General features: G+C 63.5%; 17 protein-coding genes. 7 read left to right on the plus strand and 10 right to left on the minus strand.

All coding sequences use genetic code 11. The annotated features are described in order from the left end of the window. Nucleotide 1 precedes the first annotated feature (1 nt). The 3 genes from ACN9MO_RS23925 to ACN9MO_RS23935 form a co-directional block, all read right to left on the minus strand. Nucleotides 2-871, minus strand: a complete 870-nt coding sequence (locus ACN9MO_RS23925; RefSeq protein ID WP_082615764.1) for an ABC transporter permease — start codon at nt 869-871, stop codon at nt 2-4. Beyond that, nucleotides 868-1,809: an ABC transporter permease gene (locus tag ACN9MO_RS23930; protein ID WP_112996926.1), complete on the minus strand. Its 942-nt coding sequence runs from the start codon at nt 1,807-1,809 to the stop codon at nt 868-870. Before ACN9MO_RS23930 ends, ACN9MO_RS23925 begins: the two co-directional genes overlap by 4 nt. 63 nt (nt 1,810-1,872) lie before the next feature. Next, nucleotides 1,873-3,450, minus strand: coding sequence for an ABC transporter substrate-binding protein (locus tag ACN9MO_RS23935; RefSeq protein ID WP_113132677.1), 1,578 nt, complete (start codon nt 3,448-3,450; stop codon nt 1,873-1,875). 227 nt (nt 3,451-3,677) lie between these two features. Between ACN9MO_RS23935 and ACN9MO_RS23940 the strand changes: the two genes are divergently transcribed. Next, complete coding sequence (locus tag ACN9MO_RS23940) at nt 3,678-4,298, plus strand: cupin domain-containing protein (RefSeq protein WP_113132678.1); 621 nt, start codon at nt 3,678-3,680, stop codon at nt 4,296-4,298. A gap of 56 nt (nt 4,299-4,354) precedes the next feature. Here the strand turns inward: ACN9MO_RS23940 and ACN9MO_RS23945 are convergent, their stop codons facing one another. Next, nucleotides 4,355-5,386 (minus strand): trans-3-hydroxy-L-proline dehydratase, encoded by a 1,032-nt coding sequence (locus ACN9MO_RS23945; RefSeq protein ID WP_113132679.1) that lies wholly within the window; start codon nt 5,384-5,386, stop codon nt 4,355-4,357. A gap of 290 nt (nt 5,387-5,676) precedes the next feature. Here ACN9MO_RS23945 and ACN9MO_RS23950 point away from each other — a divergent pair, with 290 nt between their 5' ends. The 5 genes from ACN9MO_RS23950 (at nt 5,677) to hpaH (ending at nt 15,171) form a co-directional block, all read left to right on the plus strand. Next, complete coding sequence (locus ACN9MO_RS23950) at nt 5,677-6,342, plus strand: GntR family transcriptional regulator (RefSeq protein WP_113132680.1); 666 nt, start codon at nt 5,677-5,679, stop codon at nt 6,340-6,342. Between the two features lie 218 nt (nt 6,343-6,560). Next, nucleotides 6,561-12,011 carry an alpha-2-macroglobulin family protein gene (locus ACN9MO_RS23955; RefSeq protein ID WP_113132696.1) on the plus strand — a complete coding sequence of 1,817 codons (5,451 nt, stop codon included), beginning with the start codon at nt 6,561-6,563 and terminating at the stop codon, nt 12,009-12,011. An 8-nt stretch (nt 12,012-12,019) separates the two neighbouring features. After that, nucleotides 12,020-14,101 (plus strand): penicillin-binding protein 1C, encoded by a 2,082-nt coding sequence (pbpC, locus tag ACN9MO_RS23960; protein WP_057249208.1) that lies wholly within the window; start codon nt 12,020-12,022, stop codon nt 14,099-14,101. Nucleotides 14,102-14,154: 53 nt separating this feature from the next. Next, complete coding sequence (locus ACN9MO_RS23965; protein ID WP_244495562.1) at nt 14,155-14,292, plus strand: hypothetical protein; 138 nt, start codon at nt 14,155-14,157, stop codon at nt 14,290-14,292. A 75-nt stretch (nt 14,293-14,367) separates the two neighbouring features. Further along, the gene (gene hpaH, locus ACN9MO_RS23970) at nt 14,368-15,171 is read left to right on the plus strand and encodes a 2-oxo-hept-4-ene-1,7-dioate hydratase (protein WP_113132681.1); all 804 of its coding nucleotides are present in this window, start codon (nt 14,368-14,370) and stop codon (nt 15,169-15,171) included. A 32-nt stretch (nt 15,172-15,203) separates the two neighbouring features. Here hpaH and ACN9MO_RS23975 read toward each other — a convergent pair whose 3' ends face one another. The 4 genes from ACN9MO_RS23975 to gcl all read right to left on the minus strand — a co-directional run bounded on the left by ACN9MO_RS23975 (nt 15,204) and on the right by gcl (nt 20,260). Then, entirely contained in the window at nt 15,204-16,472 is a 1,269-nt protein-coding gene (locus ACN9MO_RS23975; RefSeq protein WP_113132682.1) for a glycerate kinase type-2 family protein, read from the minus strand. Between the two features lie 229 nt (nt 16,473-16,701). Then, a complete protein-coding gene (glxR, locus tag ACN9MO_RS23980) occupies nt 16,702-17,586 on the minus strand; it encodes a 2-hydroxy-3-oxopropionate reductase (RefSeq protein ID WP_057249211.1) in 885 nt (294 codons plus the stop codon). A 5-nt stretch (nt 17,587-17,591) separates the two neighbouring features. Beyond that, nucleotides 17,592-18,407, minus strand: coding sequence for a hydroxypyruvate isomerase (gene hyi, locus ACN9MO_RS23985; protein ID WP_113132683.1), 816 nt, complete (start codon nt 18,405-18,407; stop codon nt 17,592-17,594). Between the two features lie 65 nt (nt 18,408-18,472). Further along, the gene (gene gcl / locus ACN9MO_RS23990; RefSeq protein WP_113132684.1) at nt 18,473-20,260 is read right to left on the minus strand and encodes a glyoxylate carboligase; all 1,788 of its coding nucleotides are present in this window, start codon (nt 20,258-20,260) and stop codon (nt 18,473-18,475) included. A gap of 170 nt (nt 20,261-20,430) precedes the next feature. Between gcl and ACN9MO_RS23995 the strand changes: the two genes are divergently transcribed. After that, entirely contained in the window at nt 20,431-21,252 is an 822-nt protein-coding gene (locus ACN9MO_RS23995; protein WP_058322583.1) for an IclR family transcriptional regulator, read from the plus strand. Nucleotides 21,253-21,366: 114 nt separating this feature from the next. On the opposite strand, the gene guaD is transcribed toward ACN9MO_RS23995, so the two are convergent. Then, nucleotides 21,367-22,719 carry a guanine deaminase gene (gene guaD / locus ACN9MO_RS24000; RefSeq protein WP_425988049.1) on the minus strand — a complete coding sequence of 451 codons (1,353 nt, stop codon included), beginning with the start codon at nt 22,717-22,719 and terminating at the stop codon, nt 21,367-21,369. Continuing rightward, on the minus strand, nt 22,716-23,954 hold the full coding sequence (locus ACN9MO_RS24005; protein WP_058322534.1) for a urate hydroxylase PuuD: 1,239 nt from the start codon (nt 23,952-23,954) through the stop codon (nt 22,716-22,718). Before ACN9MO_RS24005 ends, guaD begins: the two co-directional genes overlap by 4 nt. Nucleotides 23,955-23,984 lie beyond the last annotated feature (30 nt).

The following is a 23,984-nucleotide window of genomic DNA, read 5'->3' on the forward strand; positions in this document are numbered from 1 at the left end:
GTCAGCGCCCCTTCGGTCGAAGCAGATCGGCAAGCGCGTCGCCGACGAGGCTGAAACCGAGCCCGGTCAAGACGATGGCGATGCCCGGCATCAGGCTCATCCACCAGGCCGTCATCAGGAAGTTACGGCCCTCGGCGATCAGCACACCCCATTCGGCCGCCGGCGGCTGCGCGCCGAGGCCGAGATAGCCAAGCGACGACCCGAGCAGGATCGCGAGCGCCATGTCGGTCATCCAGTAGACGAGGATCGGCGAAATCGCATTCGGCAGCAGATGCCGGAAGATGATGCGCCGGTCGGAATAGCCGAGCACCAGGCCGGCGGCAGCATAGTCGTTGGCCTTCTGTGCCATGATTTCGGCGCGCGTCAGCCGGGCGTAATAGACCCAGTTCACCGCGGTGATCGCCACATACATGTTGACGAGGCCGGGGCCGAGCACCGCGACGATAGCGATCACCAACACCAGGAATGGAAAGGTGATGATCGCGTCGACGCAGCGGCCGAAGATCACGTCGGCAATGCCGCCGTAGTAGCCGACGAAGGCGCCGACGGTGATCCCGATCAAAAGCGCGAAGATCGTCGCGAAGAAGGCCATCTGCATGTCGACGCGATAGGCCCAGATGACGCGCGAGAGCACGTCACGGCCGAAATTGTCGGTGCCGAAGGGATGCGCAAGGCTCGGCCGCTGCTGGATTGCCTGGAGGTCGAAGGCGAGCGGATCGTAGGGCGCAAAGACCTGCGGAAACAACGCGAGTGAAAGCGACAGGCCAAGGATGACGACGCCAACGACAAAGGACGGACGGGAAAAGGCGCGGGCCAGAAAGGCAGCGATCCGACCCCGCGTCGGCGAATGAGATTGCGTGAGAGCCGTCATGATTGGCGAAGCCTCGGATCGAGCCAGGATTGCACGACATCCGTCAAAAGGAAGACGACGGAGACGAGCACGGCGAAGGTCAGTGTCAGGCCCTGGATCAACGGGTAGTCGCGGGCAAAGATCGCCTCCAGCATCAGCCGGCCGACGCCCGGAATGGCAAAGACCGTCTCGGTCACCAGCGTGCCGCTCATCAGGTTGCCGATAGACAGGCCCAGCAGCGTCACGGTGGAGACGAGCGCGTTTCTGAGCACGTGCCGGGTCATGATGATGCGCGGCGAAAGCCCCTTGGCGCGGGCGAACTGCACGTAGTCGGCGTCGAGCACCTCGATCAGCGAGGCCCTGAGATTGCGCAGGATGATCGCCGACGTATAGAGCGCGACGCTCAGCGCCGGCAGGATCAGATGGTAGAGATTGGCGAGGAAGGTCTTGCCGTAACCGCCGACCGGGAACCAGCGCAGTTGCGCGGCCAGCACCGTCAGCAGCAGCAGCCCGATATAGAAGACGGGCATGGAAAGGCCGACCTGAAAGACGCCGCGGATCGCGACATCGACAGGAGTGTTGACGCGCGACGCCGCGAGAAACGCGAGCGGACCGGCGAGGAAGATGGCAAGCACGACCGAATAGAGCGCCAGGAAGATCGTCGTCGGCAGGCGAGCGAGAATGATCTCGGTCACGGGCGCCTTCAGCATGATCGAGCGCCCGAGCTCACCCGTCAGCGTGTTCTTGACGAAAACGAGGAACTGCACCGGCAGCGGCTGGTCGAGACCGAGATTGTGCCGGATCTGTTCAAGCTGGGCATCGGTCGCCTTGGCCTCGGCCATGGCGATTGCCGGATCGCCCGGCAACAGGCGCACGAGCAAGAAAATGAAGATCATCACCAAGAGGAACGTCGGGATGATCTGCAGCAGCCGCGCCACGAGATAGGAAAGTGAGGGCATGGATCCAACCTTCAACGGAAGACCGGGCGGATTTCCACCCGGCCTTCGCAGATCATTCCGCAATCAGTCGGCGCGCCAGGCTTCGGAGAAGTCGTTGGCGCCGAGCGGCGTCTGCACGTAGCCTTCGATCGACTTCGAGACGGCGACGGCAAACGGCGTCTCGAACAGGAAGAGCAGCGGCGCTTCGGTGGCGTAGATCTCCTGCATGCGCTTGTATTCGTCCTTGCGCTTGGCCGGGTCGGTCTCAACGTTGGAGGCTTCAAACAACGTGTTGAATTCCTGGTTGTTCCAGCCCGTGCCGACCGCCTGGCGCTGCTTGTAATAGCCGAGCCAGCCGGTCACCTGCGCCGGGTCGTTGACGTCGTTTGCCCAGCCATAGGTGTGGATGTCGAAGTCGCCGGCGCGGTTCTTCTCGCCGCGTGTCGGGTTGTCGACCTGCTCCACCTTGAGGTTGACGCCGAGCGGCGCCCACATCTGCTGGAGGGCGGTAAACAGCGTCGCGTCGTCGGCGCTGCCGGCAAGCGTCGTGAGCTTCACTTCGAAACCGCCACTGAGGCCGGCATCGGCAAGCAACTGCTTGGCTTTTTCCGGGTCGTAGGGGTAGAGCGGTTCCGGACCGTAGTGCAGCTGGGTTGCGGCCGACATCAGCGAGGTCATCGGCTTGCCGGTATCGAAAGTCACGAGCTTGATCAGCACGTTCTTGTCGGTCGCATAGTTCAGCGCCTGACGCACCTTGATATCGGCAAGCGGGTTCTTCGAGCCGTCCTTCTTCGCCTCGCGCGTGTTGATCGGCGCGTAGACGATACGGGTCGACGGGAAGAGCTCCATCTTCAGGTTCGGATCGGCGCCGAGTTCGCCGACGCGGGCGAAGGGAATGAACTCGGCCGCATCGACTTCGCCGGCCTGAAGCTTGAGAATGCGGGTGGCGTCATCGGGTATGACGAGGAATTCCACCCGGTCGAGATAGGGCAACGGCTTGCCGTCTTCACCCTGGCGCCAGTAGTTCGGGTTGCGCTCGAAGCTCATGCTTGAGCCCTGCACGTGGCTCTTCATGACGAAAGGACCAGAGGTTACCGGTCCGGCTGCGAAGAAGGCGCGTGCCTTTTCCTGGTCCGTTGCACCAGCCGCCTTCTCGAAGGCAGCCTTCGGCATGATGCCGGTGTTGAAGGTCGCGAGGATCGAGATGATCGTCGGATCGGGGTTCTTCAGCGACACGGTGATCTTGTTGCCATCGGCTGTCACCTTGTCGACGGCGCCAAGGAGCCCTGCCCAGGGACCGAGCTCCGGGTTGCGCGCCCGGTCGAGCGAAAAGACGACGTCGGCGCCGGTCAGATCAGAGCCGTCGGAGAATTTCAGGCCAGTTCGGAGCGCCATTGTGATGGTCTTGCCGTCGGCGGAGACCTCATGGGTTTCGGCAAGCCCCGGCACGATCGAGCCGTCAGGGCCATTGCGCAACAGCGTTTCGTAAAGGCCGTTCACCATCCAGAGATCAGGATTGCGGTCCGCATAAACCGGATCGATGACGGTCGAGTCGTCATAGCGCGCAAATGTCATCGCGCCGCCGCGCTCGATCGCAAATGCCGAGGTGGCTGCAAGCAGCCCAAGCGTCGCCCCGAGCATGATTGGCAATATACGTTTCATCTCACTCCTCCTTTTGACCGCAGCCAGCATCGATCGCGCGCTCAACACGTTCAATTGGATATTGGATCCAATTTTTCTTACTGTTTTTAGACGCCGACGGATTGCCGCGAAGACGTTCTTGTAGTTCCCCTTTTCAAGAAGGCCAGCATGCGATCTGATCGCTTGCCGAACCAACTTTAGCTGGACTAAAGTACATCGATAGACGTGAGTCAAGCGGAAAGAAAATCATGCCCTTGAAGATCGAAGAGGCGCCAGAAGCAGCCAGTGGCGCCTCCCTCCCCGAAACCTCGACTCCCGCCTCGCTCGGGCAAATGCTCAGGGCGCGCCGCAAGGAAATTGGCAAGACCATGAAGGACGTGGCACGCGAGGCCGGTCTGACGGAAGGCTTCATCAGCCAGATCGAGCGTGGCATCTCCACCCCGTCGCTAATCTCGCTTTACAACGTCGCCAATGCGCTTGGCACCAGCGTCGACACCTTCCTGTCGCAGCCGCCGCAGCACGGGCATTCCATGGTGTCGCATGCCGGCGAACGGCCCGGCTACAATGTCGAAACCAAGGAGCGCGTCTACGAACTGATCGAGCGCGGCTTTCCGGGCGCCGCCCTCAATGGCTGCATCACCCATATGCCCAAGGGCTACGCCTCCGAACTGACGAGCCACGAAGGCGAGGACTTCCTCTACCTGATCGAGGGCGAGATGCTCTACGAGATCGACGGCAAGGAATATCTGTTGAAGGCCGGCGACACGCTGCACTTCCCTGCCTCGCTGCCGCATCGCGCCCGCAATGTAGGCGCAGGGCCGGCCCGCGAACTTTGGGTCGGCACGACGCGGATCATCAAGGAAGACTAGGGCGGCAACGCCAAACCGAAAGGCGGGCCGCATAACGCGGCCCGCTCCGATATCGCTTACTGCTTGCGCGGCCAGGTATCGGCAAGCCGATAGCCGGCCGGCCACGGATCGGCCGGGTCGAGCATCACCTGGTGCGTGCCGGTGATCCAGGCGCGGCCGGAGATTTCCGGCACGATCGCCGGGCGTCCCCCGACCGTCGTTTCGCCGGCAATGCGGCAATCGAACGTCGAATCGATAATGGAATGGCCGCTGAACCGCTGGCCGACCTTCATTATGCCGCGGGCATGCAATACCGCCATGCGTGCCGAACAACCGGTGCCGGTCGGCGAACGGTCGAGCTTGGCCGGCTGGATCACCACAGTGTTTCGGCCGTGCAGGACACCGTCCTTTTCCTCGACCGGCAGCGTGAGCTGGCAGAAGGAGATGTGTGCCCATTCCGGGTTCTCCGGATGGGTGAAACCGAGCTGTTCATTGGCCGCGCGGGTGATCTTGATGCCGGTTTCGGCAAGCTCGCGCGCCTCGTCCGGCGTGACGGAAAAGCCAAGCGCGCGGGCGTCGGTGATGACGAAGCTGTCGCCGCCGTAGGCCGTGTCCACCATCAGCGTGCCCAGGCCCTCGACCTCGAGCTTGGCATCGAGCTTGTCGGCAAAGGACGGAACGTTGGTGACGGTGATGCGCTCGGCCTTGCCGTTGCGGCACTCAGCCACGACGTTCACCAGCCCGCCCGGCGCTTCCAGCACCATGCGGGTCTCCGGCTCCTGCATCGGCACGATGCCGCTGTCGAGCAGCACGGTGGAAACGCAGATGGAGTTGGAGCCGGACATCGGCGGCGTATCCTCGGGCTCCATGATGATGAAGCCCATCGTCGCGCGCGGATCCTTCGGCGGCACGAGCAGGTTGATGTGGCGGAAGACGCCGCCGCGTGGCTCGTTGAGCACGAAGTTGCGCAGTGTCTGGTCTTCGGCGATGAAGCGGCGCTGTTCCCATAGCGTATTTCCGGGCGGGGGTGCGACGCCGCCGACGATGACGTCGCCGACTTCCCCTTCCGCGTGGCAGGATACGATATGGACGACCTTGTTGCTGCGCATGCCTCTTCTCCTTCCAAGCGGTGGACGGGCGCCACCTGGGCGACCGATACCCTGTGCATCGGCCGTGCTCCCGCATTTTGCCGGGATGATACGCGACAGCGCTGAGCCCGACGAAAAGACTCATAGAAATATTGGATCCAATATACAATCTGAAATATTCGAAATCGCCTCTTGGGCCACAAGGCTCTGTTGCCCGGCGTCCGGATTGGACCTATGACCATTGACCAACAACGCAAAAACGCTTCCGAATTCGCCGAGCCGGAAGGCTTGGCCAGCAGGGTTTGAACACGATGAAACTCGATGCCATCGATGTCAGGCAAGCCGCCTCAGCCGCCGATATCGTCTATGAAGCCTTGCGCAAGGCGATCATCGAAGGTGACCTCGCCGAGGGCGAGAACCTGCGCCAGGACCACATCGCCCAGATGTTCAACACCAGCCGCATTCCGGTGCGCGAGGCGCTTTCACGTCTTGAGCAGCATGGCCTGATCACCACGGAGCGCTACAAGGGCGCGGTCGTCGCCGGGCTTTCGATCGAAGAAATCGAAGAGATTTTCGAGTTCCGCGCGCACATCGAGGCTGAAGTCATTCGTCTGGCCGTGCCCAATCTCGACCGCCGCACGCTCGAGCTTGCACGCCAGCATTGCGAGGAGTTCGAGCGCGAAGAGAATGCGGAGCGCTGGGGCGAGATCAACCGCAACTTCCACTACAGTCTCTACGAGGCGGCGCGGCGGCCCTATTACCTCCAGATCGTCCGCGCCTCGCTCGACCGTATCGATCGATACCTTCGAGCGCAGTTGACGCTGACGTCAGGCGTTGCCCGGGCGCGTCGCGAGCACAAGGCGATCCTGGATGCCTGTATGGCACGCGACGCCGAGCGGGCTTGTGCGTTGACGCGCGACCATATCCTTGATGCCGGTCGCTCGTTGACCATCTTCCTCAGAGAACAAAGAGGCTAGCGGCGCTAGCTTTCCCGCCACTCTGGCCAACCGTCATAATAGTTTGATTTACATATCGTTTTATCTTGTTTCATTCCGGATCGATTCTTGACTCTTCACACCAGGACTCCCGCTGAAATTGCACCGGAGCTTGATCTCTCCTCGGTTGACAAGCGACGCGGAAGCCTGAAAAGTGAAGCCCCTATCGAGACCGGCAGCGTTGGGAGGACTTGATGTCTGTGCGCGCGTTTTTCGGCCTTTCCACCCTACTTTTGTCTCTTTTGACCATCGGAAGTCCCGCCGCTGCGCAGGAGACCGGTCGCCAAGTCGAGATCACGCAGGATGGCGACTATTTCGGTTTCGATCTTAGGACCGAGCAAAACGTCTCGCTCGACAAGTGCCAGCAGACCTGTATCGCCGATCAGTCCTGCCGCGCCTTCACCTACAATCCCAAGGTGAAGTGGTGCTTCCTCAAGTCCGATTACAATCAGCTGAATTCCTTCCCGGGCGCGATCGCCGGCAAGATCGTGCAGCCGCAGGCCGCCGAAGCCGATATCGGCGCACCGCCGCGGCTGAACTTCCTGTCGGATCAGATCCTGCAGGACGCCCGCAACACCAAGGCCAACCTCACCCTTGCCGACGACCAGCAGGGGATGGGCGTCAATACGCTCCTCGACATGGCGCGCGGCCAGGCCGGCATGGGCAATATCGAGAACGCCCTGAAGGCGTTCCAGGGTGCGCTGGCGATCACGCCCGACGACGCCGAGCTTTGGCTTGAGACAGCCCGCACGGCCAACCGCATCACCAACAATTCGGCCGTCTCGATGCAAGCGGCGATCGCCGCAATCAACGGTTATGAACTCACGCGCACGACCGAGAGCCGCGCCCATGCGCTCGCCGTCATGGCGAAATCGCTCGAAGGCGCTGAAAACTTCCGCGCCGCACTGGACGCCTACAAGGCGAGCCTGGAGCTGGTGAAGGCGAAATCGGTCGAGGCGGCCTATCTCGATCTCAAGCAGCGCAAGGGCTTCCGCGTGGTCGAGCATACGATCGACTCGGACGCAGCAACGCCCCGCGCCTGCGTGCAGTTCTCCGAACAGCTTCTGAAGAGCGGCGCCGACTATGCCTCCTTCGTCACCGTCAACGGTGCGGCGCCAAAAGCGCTCGAAGCCAAGGGCGACCAGATCTGCGTCGAGGGACTTTCGCATGGCGAGCGTTACAAACTGACGCTCAGGACCGGCCTGCCATCCACGGTCGACGAGGTGCTGGAAGCGCCCATCACCCTCGACATCTATGTCGCTGACCGCGCCCAGATGGTGCGCTTCACCGGCGACAGCTTCGTGCTGCCCTCGACCGCACGCCGCGGCATCCCCCTCGTATCAGTCAATACCGACAGCGCCAAACTCAAGCTCTACCGCGTCGGCGATCGCAGCATCGCCCAGGTGCTGCAGAGCTCGCAGTTCCTGACCCAGCTCGACGGCTACAGCGCCCAGCGCATTGAGGACGAAAGCGGCGAACTCGTATGGCAGGGCACGATCGACATCGCGCGTGACGTCAACAAGGAGGTTGTCACCAGCTTCCCGGTCGACGAGGCGCTGCCTGAGCGCAAGCCCGGCGTCTACGTTCTAACCGCAGCCCCGACCACCGGCGTCAGCCAGGAATGGGATGCGCGCGCGACGCAATGGTTCGTCGTTTCCGATATCGGCGTTTCCACCTATGCCGGCACCGACGGGCTGAACGTCTTCGTTCGCTCGCTCGCCTCGGCAGAACCGATCGAAGGCGTTGAGCTGCAGCTCGTCGCCAAGAACAACGAGATTCTTGGCACGGCGACCAGCGATAGCGATGGCCGCGTTACCTTCACGGCGGGTCTGATCCGCGGCACGGCCGGGCTGACCCCTGCTGTCATCACCGCCAAGAACGGCGAAGACGATTACGTCTTCCTCGACATGAGCCGCGCCGGCTTCGACCTTTCCGATCGCGGCGTTACCGGCCGCGCCGCGCCCGGCGCCATCGACATTCTCGCCTGGACCGAGCGCGGCATCTACCGCGCCGGCGAGACGGTGCATGCCGCAGCGCTTGCCCGCGACGTCGACGGCATGGCGATCGAGAACCTGCCGCTGACCTTCGTCTTCCTCCGTCCCGACGGCGTCGAATATCGCCGCATCACGAGTTCCGGCGGTAAGCTCGGCGGCCATACGCTCGATCTCGACACCCAGGCCAACGCCATGCGCGGCACCTGGACGATGCAGATCTTCACCGATCCGAAATCCCCGGCGATCGGCGAAAAGCAATTCCTGGTCGACGACTTCGTGCCCGATCGTACCGAATTCGACCTGACGAGCGACGCAAAGGAAATCGCTGTCGGCGAGACGGCAAGCGTCGCTGTCGACGGACGCTATCTCTACGGCGCGCCCGCGGCCGGCCTCGAGCTCGAAGGCGAAGTGACGATCAAGCCGACGCGCGAAAGTGCCGCCTTCAAGGGCTATTCCTTCGGCCTCGCCGACGAAGAGGCGAGCGAAGACACGCGCCTGCCGCTTGAGGAACTTTCACCGCTCGACGAGGAAGGTAAATCCAGCTTCGACGTCCTCATCGATGAAGTGCCCTCGACCACGCAACTGCTCGACGCGACCGTCACCGTCCGCATGCGCGAGGCCGGCGGCCGCGCCGTCGAACGTTCGCTGAAACTGCCCGTGCGCGCCGAAGGCCCGATGCTCGGGATCAAGCCGGAATTCGAAGGCGAACTCGCCGAAAATTCCGTCGGCAAGTTCCGTGTCATCGCCGTCGATCCGAGCGGCAGCAAGATCGCCATGCCCGGGGCCTTGTGGAAACTCATCAGCGTCGAGCGCAATTATCACTGGTACCGTGACGGCAGCGCCTGGAAATACGAGCCTGTCGTCACCACCAAGCAGGTGGCAAACGGCAGCGTCGACCTGACGGAAGACGGCGGCGAAATCGCCGTGCCGGTTGGTTGGGGGCGCTATCGCCTGGAGGTCGAGACAGCCTCGATCGACGGTCCGACGTCGAGCGTCGAGTTCGACGCCGGCTGGTATGTCGCTGCCACCTCGACCGAAACGCCCGACGGCCTGGAGATCGCGCTCGACAAGGAGAAATACGCGGTCGGAGACACGGCCAAGCTCAAGGTCTCGCCGCGCTTTGCCGGTGAACTGCTGGTCACTGTCGGCACGGAGAACCTGATCACCACCCAGACCGCATCGATTGCCGCGGAAGGCGGCGAAGTCGAGCTGCCGGTTACCGAAGCCTGGGGCGCCGGCGCCTATGTGACGGCGACGCTCTACCGGCCGGGCGATGCGCAGGAAAGCCGCATGCCGATGCGCTCGATCGGCATCAAATGGCTCTCGGTCGATCCGGCCGAGCGCAAGCTCGCGGTCACACTCGATGCACCGGAAAAAATGGAACCGCGTAAGGCACTCGACATCAGCCTTCAGGTTGCCGGTGCCGGTGCCAACGAGGAAGCCTATGTGACGATCGCCGCGGTCGACGTCGGCATCCTCAATCTCACGCGTTACGAGGCGCCAGATCCGGAAGCCTGGTACTTCGGCCAGCGGCAGCTAGGCCTCGAGATCCGCGACCTCTACGGCCGCCTGATCGACGGCTCGCTTGGCGCCACCGGGCGGTTGCGCACCGGCGGTGACGGCGGACAGGTCGCTCTTGAGGGCAGCCCGCCCACGGAAAAGCTGGTCGCTTTCTTCGAAGGTCCGATGCAGCTCGACGGCGACGGCAAGGCGACCGTCAGCTTCGACATCCCGCAGTTCAACGGAACGGCGCGGCTGATGGCCGTTGCCTGGACGAAATCCGGCGTCGGCCACGCCACGCGCGACGTGGTGATCCGCGATCCGGTCGTCGTCACCGCCAGCCTGCCGCGGTTCCTGGCGCCGGGAGACCGGTCGGAACTGAGGCTCGACATCGCCAACACCGATGCACCGGCCGGCGACTACCAGATCCATGTCACGACCAGCGGTCCCGCCACGGTCGAACAACCGGGCACCGGCAACACGGTGACCCTGGAACAGGGCGGCCGTTCCTCCATCACCTTGCCGGTGGTCGGGCAATACCCCGGCAACGGCGTCGTCACGGTGGCACTGACCGGTGCGAACGGCCTTTCGCTGGAACAGTCGCTCGATCTGCTCGTGCGTCCGGCCACCCTGCCGGTGACCCAGCGACAGGTCGTCGCGATCGCGCCGGGAAGCAGCCTGACCGTCGACGGGCAGTTGCTCGCCGACGGCATTCTGCAGGGCGCCTCGGTCAACCTCAGCGTCACGCGTTCGGCCGCCTTCGATATGCCGGCGCTGCTGATGACGCTCGATCGCTACCCCTATGGCTGCGCCGAGCAGACGACGAGCCGCGCACTGCCGCTGCTCTATCTCAGCGAGCTCGCCAAGCAGTCCGGTCTCACCGACGACGAAGGCGTGACGAAACGGGTGCAGGAGGCGATCTATCGCGTCCTTTCCTATCAATCGTCGTCGGGCAGCTTCGGCCTCTGGGGGCCGGGTTATGGCGACCTCTGGCTCGATGCTTATGTCACCGACTTCCTGACCCGCGCCCGCGAACAGAAATACGACGTGCCGGAGGCCGCGATGGTCCAGGCGCTCGAAAACCTGCAGAACGGCGTCAGCTACGACACCAATGCCAAGGATCGCGGCAACGAGATCGCCTATGCGCTCTACGTGCTCGCCCGCAATCGCAAGGCGGCGATCAACGACCTGCGCTACTACGCCAACACGCTGATCGACGACTTCCCGACGCCGCTCGCCAAGGCGCATATCGCCGCGGCGCTGGCACTCTATGGCGACGCCCAGGGGTCGCAGGATACCTTTGCCAAGGCGGCGAACATGTCGACCGGCCTCATCAATGTCAGCCTGTCGCGCTCCGATTACGGCTCGTCGCTGCGTGACAACGCGGCGGTGCTGGCGCTCGCCGCCGAAAGCCGTCCGGTGCCGCCGATCGTTCCCGAGCTGTCGAAGATCGTCGCGCGCGAATGGGAGCAGAAGACTTACACCAGCACCCAGGAACAGGCCTGGATGCTGCTTGCCGCCCGCGCCATCCAGAACGGCGACGAGGATATGGCACTGGAGGTCAATGGCGCATCGAAGACTGGCAGCTATGCCGCCCAGATGACCGGCGACGCGCTTACGACCCATCCGATCGTGATCCGCAACCAGGGCGCCGATCCGGTCTCGGCCGTCGTCACCACGGTCGCCGCACCTGCCCAGCCGCTTTCGGCCGGCGGCGACGGTTTCACCATCGAGCGTACCTACTACACGCTCGATGGCGCCGAGGCGAACGTCATGGAAGCGCGACAGAACCAGCGCTATGTCGTCGTACTGAAAGTGACGGAAGCCAACGACTGGCCGTCGCGCGTGCTCGTCACCGACCTGTTGCCGGCCGGCTTCCAGATCGACAATCCGAGCCTCGTCGACAGCGCCCAGCTCAGCAACTTCGAGTGGCTCGGCGAAATCACCGCGACGCATACGGAGTTCCGCAACGACCGCTTCGTCGCGGCGCTGGACCGAAGCACGGGTGCGGGGCGCGAAGTCACGCTCGCCTATGTGGTGCGTGCCGTGACCCCAGGCGTTTACGACCATCCGGCTGCCTCCGTCGAGGATATGTACCGGCCGCAGCTTTCGGCCCGCACTGCCACCGGGCGCATGGAGGTTCAGGCGGCACAATAGGCACGACCATGTCGATTGGGCGCAAACTGCTGATCGCCTTGCCCGTCTGCCTGCTGCTGACGGGGCTGACGGGCTTTGCGATCGAGAAGGCCGACGAGGCCTTTCCGCCCCCACTTGCGGAGGCTGGCGTCGTTTCACGTGAGGTGGACGATGCCAACGGGCAGTTGCTGCGCGCCTTCGCAACACCGGAAGGTCTCTGGCGGTTGAAGACGACGGTCGACGATGTCGATCCGCAGTTTCTTGAGATGCTGATCGCCTATGAGGACCAGCGCTTCCAGGAGCATTCGGGCGTCGATTTCCTCGCGCTCGGCCGCGCTGCTCTGCAATTCGTCAGCAACGGCCGGATCGTCTCAGGCGCCTCGACACTCTCGATGCAAGTCGCACGCCTGATCGAGCCGCGCGCGCAGCGCTCCGTCACCGCCAAGCTCCTGCAGATCGCCCGCGCTATCCAGATCGAAAGGCGCCTATCGAAGGACCAGATCCTCAACCTCTACCTCACCCACGCGCCCTATGGCGGAAACATCGAGGGTGTGCGCGCCGCAAGTCTCGCCTGGCTCGGCAAGGAGCCGAAGCGGCTGACGGCCGGTGAGGCAGCGCTGCTCGTCGCCCTGCCGCAATTGCCGGAAAAGCGCCGGCCGGATCGCAATCATGCCGCGGCAGTCGCTGCCCGCGAGCGGGTGCTGACCCGTCTCGCCGTCGCTGACGTCATCGGGGACGGCGAAGCCGAGCGCGCAATCGCGACATCTGTCCCCTCGCGCCGCCTACAGCTGCCGTCCTATGCCGCCCATCTCGCCGAGCGCGCGTTGCGCAAGGACGCGCACGCGGCCCGGCATCAGACGACCTTGCGCCTCGCCGTCCAGCGTAACCTCGAGGCCGTGGCAAAGGAGGGCGCTGCCAAGCTGGGGCCGAAGGTTTCGGTCGCCATGATGATGGCCGATGCCAAAACCGGCGAGATCGTCGCTTCGGTCGGATCTGCCGACTATTTTGATGCGAGCCGCTCCGGTTGGATCGACATGACCCGTATCACGCGCTCGCCGGGTTCCACCCTCAAGCCGTTCATCTACGGCCTCGCCTTCGAAGAGGGGCTCGTCAGCCAGGAAACGATCATCGAGGATCGGCCGGCGGACTTCTTCGGCTATCGTCCGCGCAACTTCGACATGAGCTATCAGGGCGATGTCAGCGTGCGCGAGGCGCTGCAACTCTCCTTGAACGTGCCGGCGATCCGCCTTCTCGATGCGGTCGGCCCGGCTGAGCTGATGATGCGCTTCCGCCGCGCCGAGGTTAAACCGGGGCTGCCGGCAGGCGAAGCGCCCGGACTTGCCATTGGCCTTGGCGGCGTCGGACTTTCGCTGCGCGATATCGTCCAGCTTTATGCAGCACTTGCCAATCGCGGCTTCCCCCTTCGTCTTGGCGACGGCATCGATGGCAAGGCCGGCCTGATCGAGGCCGAACCCTTACTTTCCCCCGTCGCCGTCTGGAATGTTTCCGATGCGCTCTCGGGCGTGTTGCCGCCGACGGGCAGCCGCCAGCGCGGCATCGCCTACAAGACCGGCACCAGCTACGGCTACCGCGACGCCTGGTCGGTCGGCTATGACGGCCGCCACGTGCTCGGTGTCTGGGTCGGCCGTCCCGACAACGGTGCCGTACCGGGCCTCACCGGCTATGGCAGTGCCGCCCCCATTCTCTTCGAAGGCTTCGCCAAGTCAGGCTTCGGCATAACGCCGCTACCGGATGCTCCTGCCGGCGCGATCCGCATTTCGCAAGCGGAACTGCCGATCAGCCAGCGCCGCTTCTCGCTGACCGCTAGCGGCCTCGTCAACGCTTCAGCCCGCGAACCGGCGCCGCAGATCGTCTTCCCGCCCGAAGGCGCGCGCGTCGAACTTGGGATGGATCATCAGGCAATTTCGCCGCTGACGCTCAAGCTGCAAGGCGGACGAGCGCCATTCCGCTGGCTCGCCAATGGCCGGCCTCTCCCTGAGCTGACCCGGCGCCGCGTGACACAATGGCAGCCGGATGGGGTCGGCTATTCGACACTCACCGTCATCGACGCGGTCGGCCGCGCCGCCAGCGTGCGCGTCTTTATCGAGTAGCGGCGCTCCGTTCACGCACGCCATCCTCGGGATTTGCAGCCAGTACTGCCGCGGTGGCCGATGTCGCCGCCGTGTTCCTCGCTTCCTTCACGCTCGGGCGGCTGGCTGGTGGCGCCGGCCACCTGGTGCCCCGCGCTTGCGGCTCGATCCTCATCGGCCTTGGCCTGATGCTGGCGAGCCAGCCGATCTGACTATCACAAGACGACCGGTGCCCGCGTGGCTACCTTGGTGTATCGTGAGACACGCTGGAGTGGAGGGGCCGGACCATGCTGAATGCAACCGAGATCGCCAAGGCTGCCGAAAGCCTGCATCAGGCAGAGCAGGATCGAAAACAGATCGGGCTTCTGTCGCTCAAACATCCCGACATGACTGTCGACGACGCCTATGCGATCCAGGCGGCCTTGGTCAGGCGCAAGCGCGACGACGGCCACCGCATCATCGGCTGGAAAATCGGCCTGACGTCCAACGCCATGCAGCAGGCACTCGGCATCGACACGCCGGATTCCGGCGTACTCTTCGACAACATGCTGTTCGATGATGGCGCAAGCATTCCGGCCGACCGCTTCATTCAACCACGGGTCGAAGCCGAGATCGGCTTCGTGATGAAGGCCGGGCTGAAGGGTCCGCGCGTCAATATCGTCCAGGTGCTGAACGCCACGGACTATGTGATGCCGGCGCTGGAAATCCTCGACAGCCGCATCGTCCGCACGGATCCGAAAAGCAAGAAGGCGCGAACCCTCGTCGATGCGATCTCTGACAATGCCGCCAATGGCGGCCTCATCCTCGGCGGTCGCGCCGTACGTCCGGATAGGGTCGACATGCGCTGGATGGGCGCTATCGTCTCGCGCAATGCGGTGATCGAGGAGACGGGGCTTGCGGCCGGCGTCCTCAACCATCCGGCCCGCGGCATCGCCTGGCTTGCCAACCGGCTTGCGCAATGCGGCGATGCAATCGAGCCCGGTCAGATCGTGCTCTCAGGCTCTTTCATCCGCACGCTCGAGGCCAAGAGCGGCGACACGATCGTCGCCGATTTCGGTGCCTATGGCTCGGTGAGCTGCCACTTCGCGTAGCGCGAACGTGGCTGGCTACGCACACGCCCGTTTCACTGCACCAGGATGGCGCGGAAATCATTCACATTGGTGCCGGTCGGCCCCGGCTTGAAGAGATCGCCGAGCGCATTAAACGCCGTCCAGCTGTCGTTCTTCTGCAGCAGCGCTGCCGCATCGAGCCGTTGGGCGACGAGCCGGGCGATGGTCGTATCATCGGCAAAGGCGCCGGCATTGTCCTCAGAGCCGTCAATGCCGTCGGTATCGGCGGCAAGCGCCGAGACACCGTTGGCGCCATCGATGCCGAGCGCCAGCGCCAGCAGAAACTCGCTGTTGCGGCCACCCTTGCCCTTCCCGCGGATCGTCACCGTCGTCTCTCCACCCGAGAGAACGACGACAGGCTTGGTAAACGGCCGGCCGCGACCGGCAACCTCACGGGCGATCGCCGCGTGCACGCCGCCAACATCGCGCGCCTCGCCCTCGATCGCATCGGAAAGAATGATCGCTTCAATGCCCGCGGCACGCGCCTCGGTAGCCGCAGCCTCGAGCGAGACCGACGCGGACGCGATGAGCCGGACTTCGTTTCGGGCAAAGCGCAGATCGTCAGGCGACGGCGCGGCGCTATTCGGGCTTTTTATCCAAGCCATGACATTGGCGGGCAAATCCAGGCTGTAGCGCTCGATCAGCGTCAGCGCATCCTCGCGAGTGCTCGCATCGGCAAGCGTAGGGCCGGAAGCGACCAGCGCCGGATCGTCGCCTGGAATATCGGAGACGATCAGCGAGACGACCTTTGCCGGATAGGCGGCGGCGGCAAGCCTCCCGCCCTTGATCATCGAGACGTGCTTGCGCACGGCGTTCATGGCGCTGATCGGCGCACCGGAGGCAAGCAGTGCCCGGTTGACGGCAATCTCGTCTTCCAGCGCCAGGCCGGGCGGAGGCGAAGGCAGAAGCGCCGAGCCACCGCCGCAGACGAGCGCCACGACGAGGTCGTCCTCCGTCAGCCCGCTGACTTCGATGAGCAAACGCTTCGAGGCAAGTAAACCGTTTTCATCGGGGAGTGGATGCGATGCTTCAAGCACCTCGATCTTCTCGCAAGGGGCAGCGTAACCATAGCGGGTGACGACCACGCCAGAAAGCGGGCCATCCCAATGGCGCTCGAAGGCGGCCGCCATCTGCGCCGCGCCCTTGCCGGCGCCGACGACCACCGTGCGCCCCTTCGGCCGCTCCGGCAGATTGGCCGCAATCACCTTTTCCGGGTCAGCCGCGGCAACGGCCGAGGTGAACAGCGTTTCCAGGAAGCGGCGTGGGTCGGTGATGGCTGGCATTTGTCTCCCCTTAGAGCACTTACGCAATTTCCGGGCGGAAAACCGCTTCACACTTTTCCTGGAATTGCTTGATGATGTCTCGGGCGGCGGTTCCTCCAACCGCCGCCCGGACACATGACCGGCCCGGCACAATGGGACGCCAGACGGATCATGTGCATTTCATGCCTTGCGCTTTTGAAGCGGCGCAATTCCGAACGGAAAACCGCTTCACACTTTTCCGGGAATTGCGCTAGGCGACCTGGTGGTTCGCCATGCGCTCCAGCGCGCGCACGAGACCCGAGTGATCGAGACCGCTGTCGCCGTTGGCGGCGCAGTTGTTGAAGAGCTCCTGCGTTGCTGCCGTGTTTGGCAGCGAGATGCCGAGCGACTTTGCGCCCTGGAGAGCCAGGTTCAGGTCCTTCTGGTGCAGCGAGATGCGGAAGCCCGGGTCGAAGGTGCGCTTGATCATGCGCTCGCCGTGTACCTCGAGAATACGCGAGGAAGCAAAGCCGCCCATCAGCGCCTCGCGAACACGTGCCGGGTCGGCGCCGGCCTTGGACGCGAAGACAAGCGCTTCCGAAACCGCTTCGATCGTCAGCGCGACGATGATCTGGTTGGCAACCTTGGTGACCTGGCCGTCGCCGCAGTCACCAACGAGGGTGATGTTCTTGCCCATCAGCTGCAGGAGCGGCAGGGCGCGGTCGAAGCTTTCCTGGGCGCCGCCGGCCATGATCGAGAGCGAGGCGTTCTTGGCGCCGACTTCGCCGCCGGAGACCGGAGCGTCGATATATTCGGCGCCGGTTTCGCGAACCTTCTTGGCGAATTCCTTCGTCTCGATCGGCGAGATCGAGCTCATGTCGATGACGAGCTTGCCCTTGGAAAGGCCGTAAGCAACGCCGTTTTCGCCGAAGAGGACGTCCTTGACCTCAGGCGTGTCCGGCAGCATCAGGATGATCGTGTCGACGGTCTCGGCGAGCGCCTTCGGCGTTTCGACGAATTTCAAACCGTTGTCGAGCAGTTCCTGGCGCGGCGGAATGACGAACTTCGAGGTGACGATGGTGTGGCCGGCATCCTGCAAGTGGCGCGCCATCGGCGTGCCCATGATACCCAGTCCAATGAAACCGATTGTTGCCATGGTGCTTAGCTCCTGATCTTGATGATGTCTGCAGATTGGGTGCGCTGGCGCTCGGTGCCGAGCCAGCTAAGGCCATCGGCCGTGGTGGTGCGCGGCTTGTATTCGCAGCCGATCCAGCCGTCGTAGCCGGCCTCTTCCAGTGCGTCGAAGACGAAGGGATAGTTGATCTCGCCGGTGCCGGGTTCGTTCCGGCCGGGACTATCGGCAAGCTGAACATGGGCGATGCGGTTGGCAAAGCGCTTGTAGGTGCCGACCAGTTCACCCTCGGTGCGCTGCTGGTGGTAGAGGTCGTACTGGATGAAGAGGTTGTCGCTGCCGACTTCCTCGATGATCGAAGCGGCCTGGCCCACCGTGTTCAGGTGGAAGCCCGGAATGTCGAAGCGGTTGATCGGCTCGATCAGCAGGCGAATGCCATGCTTGCCGAGTTCAGCCGCGGCGAGCTTCAGGTTCGCAACCAGCGTCGTGCGCAGGATGCTGTCGGACACGCCATCCGGCGCGATGCCGACTAGGCAATTCACCTGCTTGCAATCCAGCGCCGTCGCGTAATCGATGGCGCTTGCGACACCCTTGCGGAATTCGTCAACCCGGTCGGGCAGGATGGCGATGCCGCGTTCGCCGCGGGCCCAATCGCCGGCCGGCAGGTTGTGCAGAACCTGGGTCAGGCCGTGGCGCTGAAGCTCGGCGCGCAGGCTCACCTTCTCAAATTCGTAGGGAAACAGATATTCCACGCCTTCGAAGCCGGCCTTGGCAGCAAGGGCGAAACGATCGAGGAACGGCACCTCGTTGAACAGCATTGTCAGGTTCGCAGCGAACTTCGCCATGCGATGTCTCCTCCTTGTGTTTGTCTTTGGAGCGGGATGCGGGCGGAAAACCGCCCGCATTTTGCTCAGTCGAGCAGGGCGGCCGTGATCGCGGTCGGCACGTCTTCGCCGCGGATCGCCAATTCCTCGAACTCGACGACGGCATTGATGTCTGCGCCCATGGAGATGTTGGTGACGCGCTCGAGGATGAACTCGATGACGACGGGAACCTGGTGCTCGTCCATCAGCGCCCGTGCCCGATCAAAGGCCTCCTGGAACTCGTTCGGGCTGCGCACCCGGATCGCCTTGCAGCCGAGGCCCTCGGCAACCGCGACGTGGTCGACGCCGTACCCCTTCTCTGCATCGCCCGAGGCATTGATGTTGTCGAAGGCAAGGCTGACCTCGAAGTCCATGTTGAAGCCGCGCTGCGCCTGGCGGATGAGGCCGAGATAGGAATTGTTCACGACCACATGCAGGTAAGGCAGCTTGTGCTGGGCGCCGACCGCCAGTTCCTCGATCAGGAACTGGAAGTCGTAGTCGCCGGAAAGCGCAACGATCGGCCGGTCCGGATCAGCGGCGCGAACGCCGAGAGCCGCTGGCAAAGTCCAACCGAGCGGGCCAGCCTGGCCGCAGTTGATCCAGTTGCGCGGCTTGTAGACGTGCAGGAACTGCGCACCGGCGATCTGGCTGAGACCGATGGTCGAGACGTAGCAGGTGTCGCGGCCGAAGGCCTTGTTCATCTCCTCGTAAACGCGCTGGGGCTTCAGCGGCGTTTGGTCGAAATGGGTCTTGCGCAGCATGGTGCGCTTGCGCTCGCGGCACTCTTCCGCCCAGGCGGACCAATCGCGCAGCTTGCCGGCCGTCTTCCACTCCGTCGCGACGTCGAGGAAGAGTTTCAGCGCAGCGCCGGCATCCGAGACGATACCGAAATCAGGCGCGAAGACACGACCGATCTGGGTCGGCTCGATATCGACGTGAACGAACTTGCGGCCTTCCGTATAGATCGGAACGTTGCCGGTGTGGCGGTTGGCCCAACGGTTGCCGACACCGAGAACGAAGTCGGAAGCGAGCATGCTGGCGTTGCCGTAGCGGTGCGAGGTCTGCAGGCCGCACATGCCGGCCATCAGCGGATGGTCGTCGGGGATCGTGCCCCAGCCCATCAGCGTCGGGATGACAGGAATGCCGGTGATCTCGGCGAATTCGGTCAAGAGGTCCGAGGCGTCGGCGTTGATGATGCCGCCGCCGGCGACGATCAGCGGACGCTCCGCCTCGTTCAGCATGGCCAGGGCCTTCTCGGCCTGGGCACGCGTCGCCTTCGGCTTATAGGGCTCAAGCGGCTGATAGGTGTCCGGATCGAACTCGATCTCGGCGAGCTGGACGTCGACCGGCAGGTCGATCAGCACCGGGCCGGGACGGCCGGAGCGCATGATGTGGAAAGCCTTCTGGAAGACGAAGGGAACCAGCGCGGGCTCCATGACGGTAACCGCCCACTTGGTTACGGGTGCGGCGATCTTCGCAATATCGACAGCCTGGAAGTCTTCCTTGTCGAGCCGGGCGCGCGGCGCCTGCCCAGTGATGCAGAGGATCGGGATCGAATCCGCCGAAGCCGAATAGAGGCCGGTGATCATGTCGGTGCCGGCCGGGCCCGACGTACCGATGCAGACGCCGATATTGCCATGCTTGGCGCGGGTATAACCTTCGGCCATATGCGAGGCACCCTCGACGTGGCGGGCGAGAATGTGGCGGACGGAACCGCGAGCCTTCAGAGCCGAATAGAACGGGTTGATGGCGGCGCCAGGTACGCCGAAGGCACAGTCGATGCCTTCCTTCTCCAGAACATAAACAGCCGCGTCAACGGCACGCATCTTAGCCATGGGAACTCCTCCTATTTCCTGAAAACATAATCCATAATTCTCGATACGCAACACCTAAATGGAAATCATTTCCATCATGTGGAAATAAAGATTTTCAACAATTCGGAGAAAATCCCTCCGTGGCCTGATAGAGGATGATGGCGAGAGACGTGATTTGCAGAGAGGCTTCGATGGACGGCAACGGCAGGGGAAAACGCGGACGCAAGGCGGGCGAGAATGCAGCACCGTCATCCGTACAGGTGCTCGATCGCAGCCTTGCTCTTCTGACGGTCGTCGCCCAGGAGGACGGCTCGACCTTGACCCAGCTTGCCGACCAGACAGGCATGGCGCCATCCACAGTGCATCGCCTGCTGACGACACTGGCCGGCCACGGCATGGTGATGAACGACCCGGACACCGGCGCCTGGACCGTCGGCCTCAAGGCGTTCGAGATCGGCAACGCCTATCTGCGCTTCCGCAAGCTCGGAACGATCAGCCGCCCCTTCCTCAAGGGCCTCATGGAGGAAAGCGGCGAGACGGCGAATATCGGCATCGAGGAAGGCGGCGACGTCGTCTTCATCTCGCAGGTCGAAAGCCACGCGCCGATGCGCGCCTTCTTCCGCCCCGGCCGCCGCGGTCCGGTTCATGCCTCCGGCATCGGCAAGGCGATCCTTTCGACCTGGTCGGACAAGGAGATCGCCCAGCTGCTCGGTGGCCGCGAACTCGCGCATTTCACCGACAAGACCCGCGACACGCTGCCGGCGCTGCTCAAGGACATCCAGGAAATCCGCCACCGCGGCTGGTCCGTCGACGACGAGGAGCACACGCTCGGCATGCGCTGTGTCGCAGCACCAATCTTCAACGAATATGGCGAAACCATCGCCGGCATTTCGATCTCCGGCCCGTCCGTCCGCGTCAGCGACCAGAAGCTTTCGACCTTCGGCCCCATCGTGCGCGAACGCGCCGACGCCCTGACGAGGGCAATGGGTGGCAAACGGCCGGAAGACCTGTAACGGCCCAGACGAAAGCGCCGCGCATCGATCAAGACGCGCGGCGCTGGGAGATTCTGCTTTGAGCACCAATCGGTGTCCGGCCGACGGCGAATGAGGCGCAGTCGGCGTCCGCCCCTATGCGGTCTCGAAGTTTCTCGTCACCGCGTTCGCGGTATGCTTGGCCGCGGTCGCAACACCCTTCATCGGCTTGCCGCCGACATAGGTTTCGGCCACCGACCGGTCGTCGCCCATTGTCTGCAGGATGAAGAGCTCTTCCGCCAGCGAACCGGCGACCCGCATGCGCAGCTCCATCGACGGCTTTGCGCGACTGTCCAGCACCACGATATCGGCATCGGCGCCGATATGCAGCGAGCCTATGCGGTCGTCGAGGTCCAGCGCCCGGGCGTTGCCGAGCGTCATACGGTAGAAGGAGTTGAACGGTGTCAGCCGCTGGCCCTGCAGGTGCAACACCTTATAGGCCTCGTCCATCGTCTCCAGCATCGAGAAGCTCGTTCCGGCGCCGACGTCGGTCGCGAACGACCAGCGCGCGCCGAGCTTGTCGAAGCGATCCCTGTCAAAGAGACCGGAGCCGAGGAACAGGTTCGAGGTCGGGCAGAAGGTGCCGACCGCGCCTGTCTCGGCGAGAACCGAGATCTCGCGATCGCTCAAATAAATGCAGTGGCCGAGCAAGGTCTTGCTTGTCAGAAGGTCGTAGCGCGCGTAGATATCGGTGTAGTCCTTGGCCTCCGGATAGAGCGAGGTCGCGAAGGCGATCTCGTCCTTGTTCTCGGAAAGATGCGTCTGGACGTAGCACTCCGGGTGCTCGGCCACGAGCGTGCGGCTCATCTCCATCTGTTCCGGGGTCGAAGTGATGGCAAAGCGCGGGCTGATGGCGTAATGCGCACGGCCGCGGCCGTGCCACTTGGCGATCAGCGCCTTGGTCTCGTCATAGCCCAGTTGCGGCGTATCGCGCAGCGCGTCGGGCGCATTGCGGTCCATCATCACCTTGCCGCCGATCATCAGCATGCCGCGGGCTTCCGCGGCGCTGAAATAGGCGTCGACGCTTTCCGGGTGCACCGAGCAATAGGCGACGGCCGTCGTCGTGCCGTTGGACAGAAGCTCGTCCATGAAACGGCCGGCGATGTAGTCGGCATGTTCCGGCTTCCGGAACTTCTGCTCCTCGACGAAGATGTAGGTATTCAGCCATTCGAGAAGCTGCGCGCCGTAGGAGGCGATCGCCTGCGTCTGCGGGAAATGCAGGTGCGTGTCGATCAGGCCAGGCAACACCAGATTGGGGCGGTGGTCCGCGACCTTGACGCCGGCGCCGGCGCGGCGGGCGACTTCGGCATGCTCGCCGATATCGGCAACCTTGCCGCCCCGCACCAGCACGGCGCCGTCCTCGAAGTAGCGATAGGAGGCGGTATCGTCGATGCCCTTGGGCTCGTCGACAAAGGTCAGAACGCGGCCGCGGATCAGCAAATCGGTCATTGGGTCTTTCCTCCATTCACGACGGATTCGTACCAGGCGACGAGCAACTGCCGCTCCTCGTCCGATACGCCGGTGACGTTGGCGGGCGGCATCGCATGCGAACGGCCGGCCTGCAGATAGATTTCACGCGCGTGATTGGCGATCTCGGTGTCGGTCTCGAGCGTCACGCCCTTCGGCGGCACGACTAAGCCTTCCCAGCCCGGCTCCTTGGCATGGCACATGGAACAGCGGCCAAGCACCGTGTCGCGCACCTTCGGAAAGGCTTCCGCCGTCACGAAGGGCTGCTGCGCGGCGGAGATCTTTTCCTCGCCACCGCCGGCAAGCACCTTCGGCACGGTCGACAGCCACATGATCGCGACGAAGAGCAGCGCGGTGACGAGCCAGGTCCAGGTCGGATTGCCCTTGTCGGCGTGGCGGGTGTTGAACCAGTGGCGGATGGTGACGCCCATCAGAAACACCAGCGAGGCGATGATCCAGTTGAACTGGGTGCCAAAGGCCAGCGGGTAGTGGTTCGACAGCATCAGGAACAAAACTGGCAGCGTCAGGTAGTTGTTGTGCGTTGAGCGCTGCTTGGCGATCACGCCGTACTTGGGATCCGGAGTGCGGCCCGCGATCAGGTCGCCGACGACAACCTTCTGGTTCGGAATGATGATGAAGAACACGTTGGCCGACATGATCGTCGCGGTAAATGCGCCGAGATGCAGGAAGGCGGCGCGGCCGGTGAAGAGCTGCGTGTAACCCCAGGCCATGCCGACGAGGATGAAGTACAGAAGCACCATCAGCCTGGTGTTGTCGCGGCCGAAGGGCGACTTGCAGATCGTGTCATAGGCGAGCCAGCCGAAGGCGATCGAGCCCAGCGAGATGGCGATCGCCACCGGCTTCGAAACGTCGAGCACATTCGGATCGATCAGGTAGAGGTCGGCACCGGCATAGTAGACCATGCACAACATGCCGAAACCGGAAAGCCAGGTGACGTAGGATTCCCATTTGAACCAGATCAGGTGCTCCGGCATGTTGGCCGGCGCCACCAGATACTTCTGGATGTGGTAAAAGCCGCCACCGTGCACCTGCCACTCTTCGCCATAGGCACCGACCGGAAGGTCCGGTCGCTTCTTCAGGCCAAGGTCAAGTGCAACGAAATAAAATGACGAACCGATCCACGCGATACCCGTGATGACGTGCAGCCATCTCATGGCAAAGGTGAGCCAATCCCAGGCTATGGCATACTCGTACATGGAATTCTCCCATTTCTCCTCGGACCATTA

It is taken from the genome of Ensifer sp. R-19, from assembly GCF_049905105.1.
In the GTDB taxonomy this organism is placed as follows: Bacteria; Pseudomonadota; Alphaproteobacteria; order Rhizobiales; family Rhizobiaceae; genus Ensifer.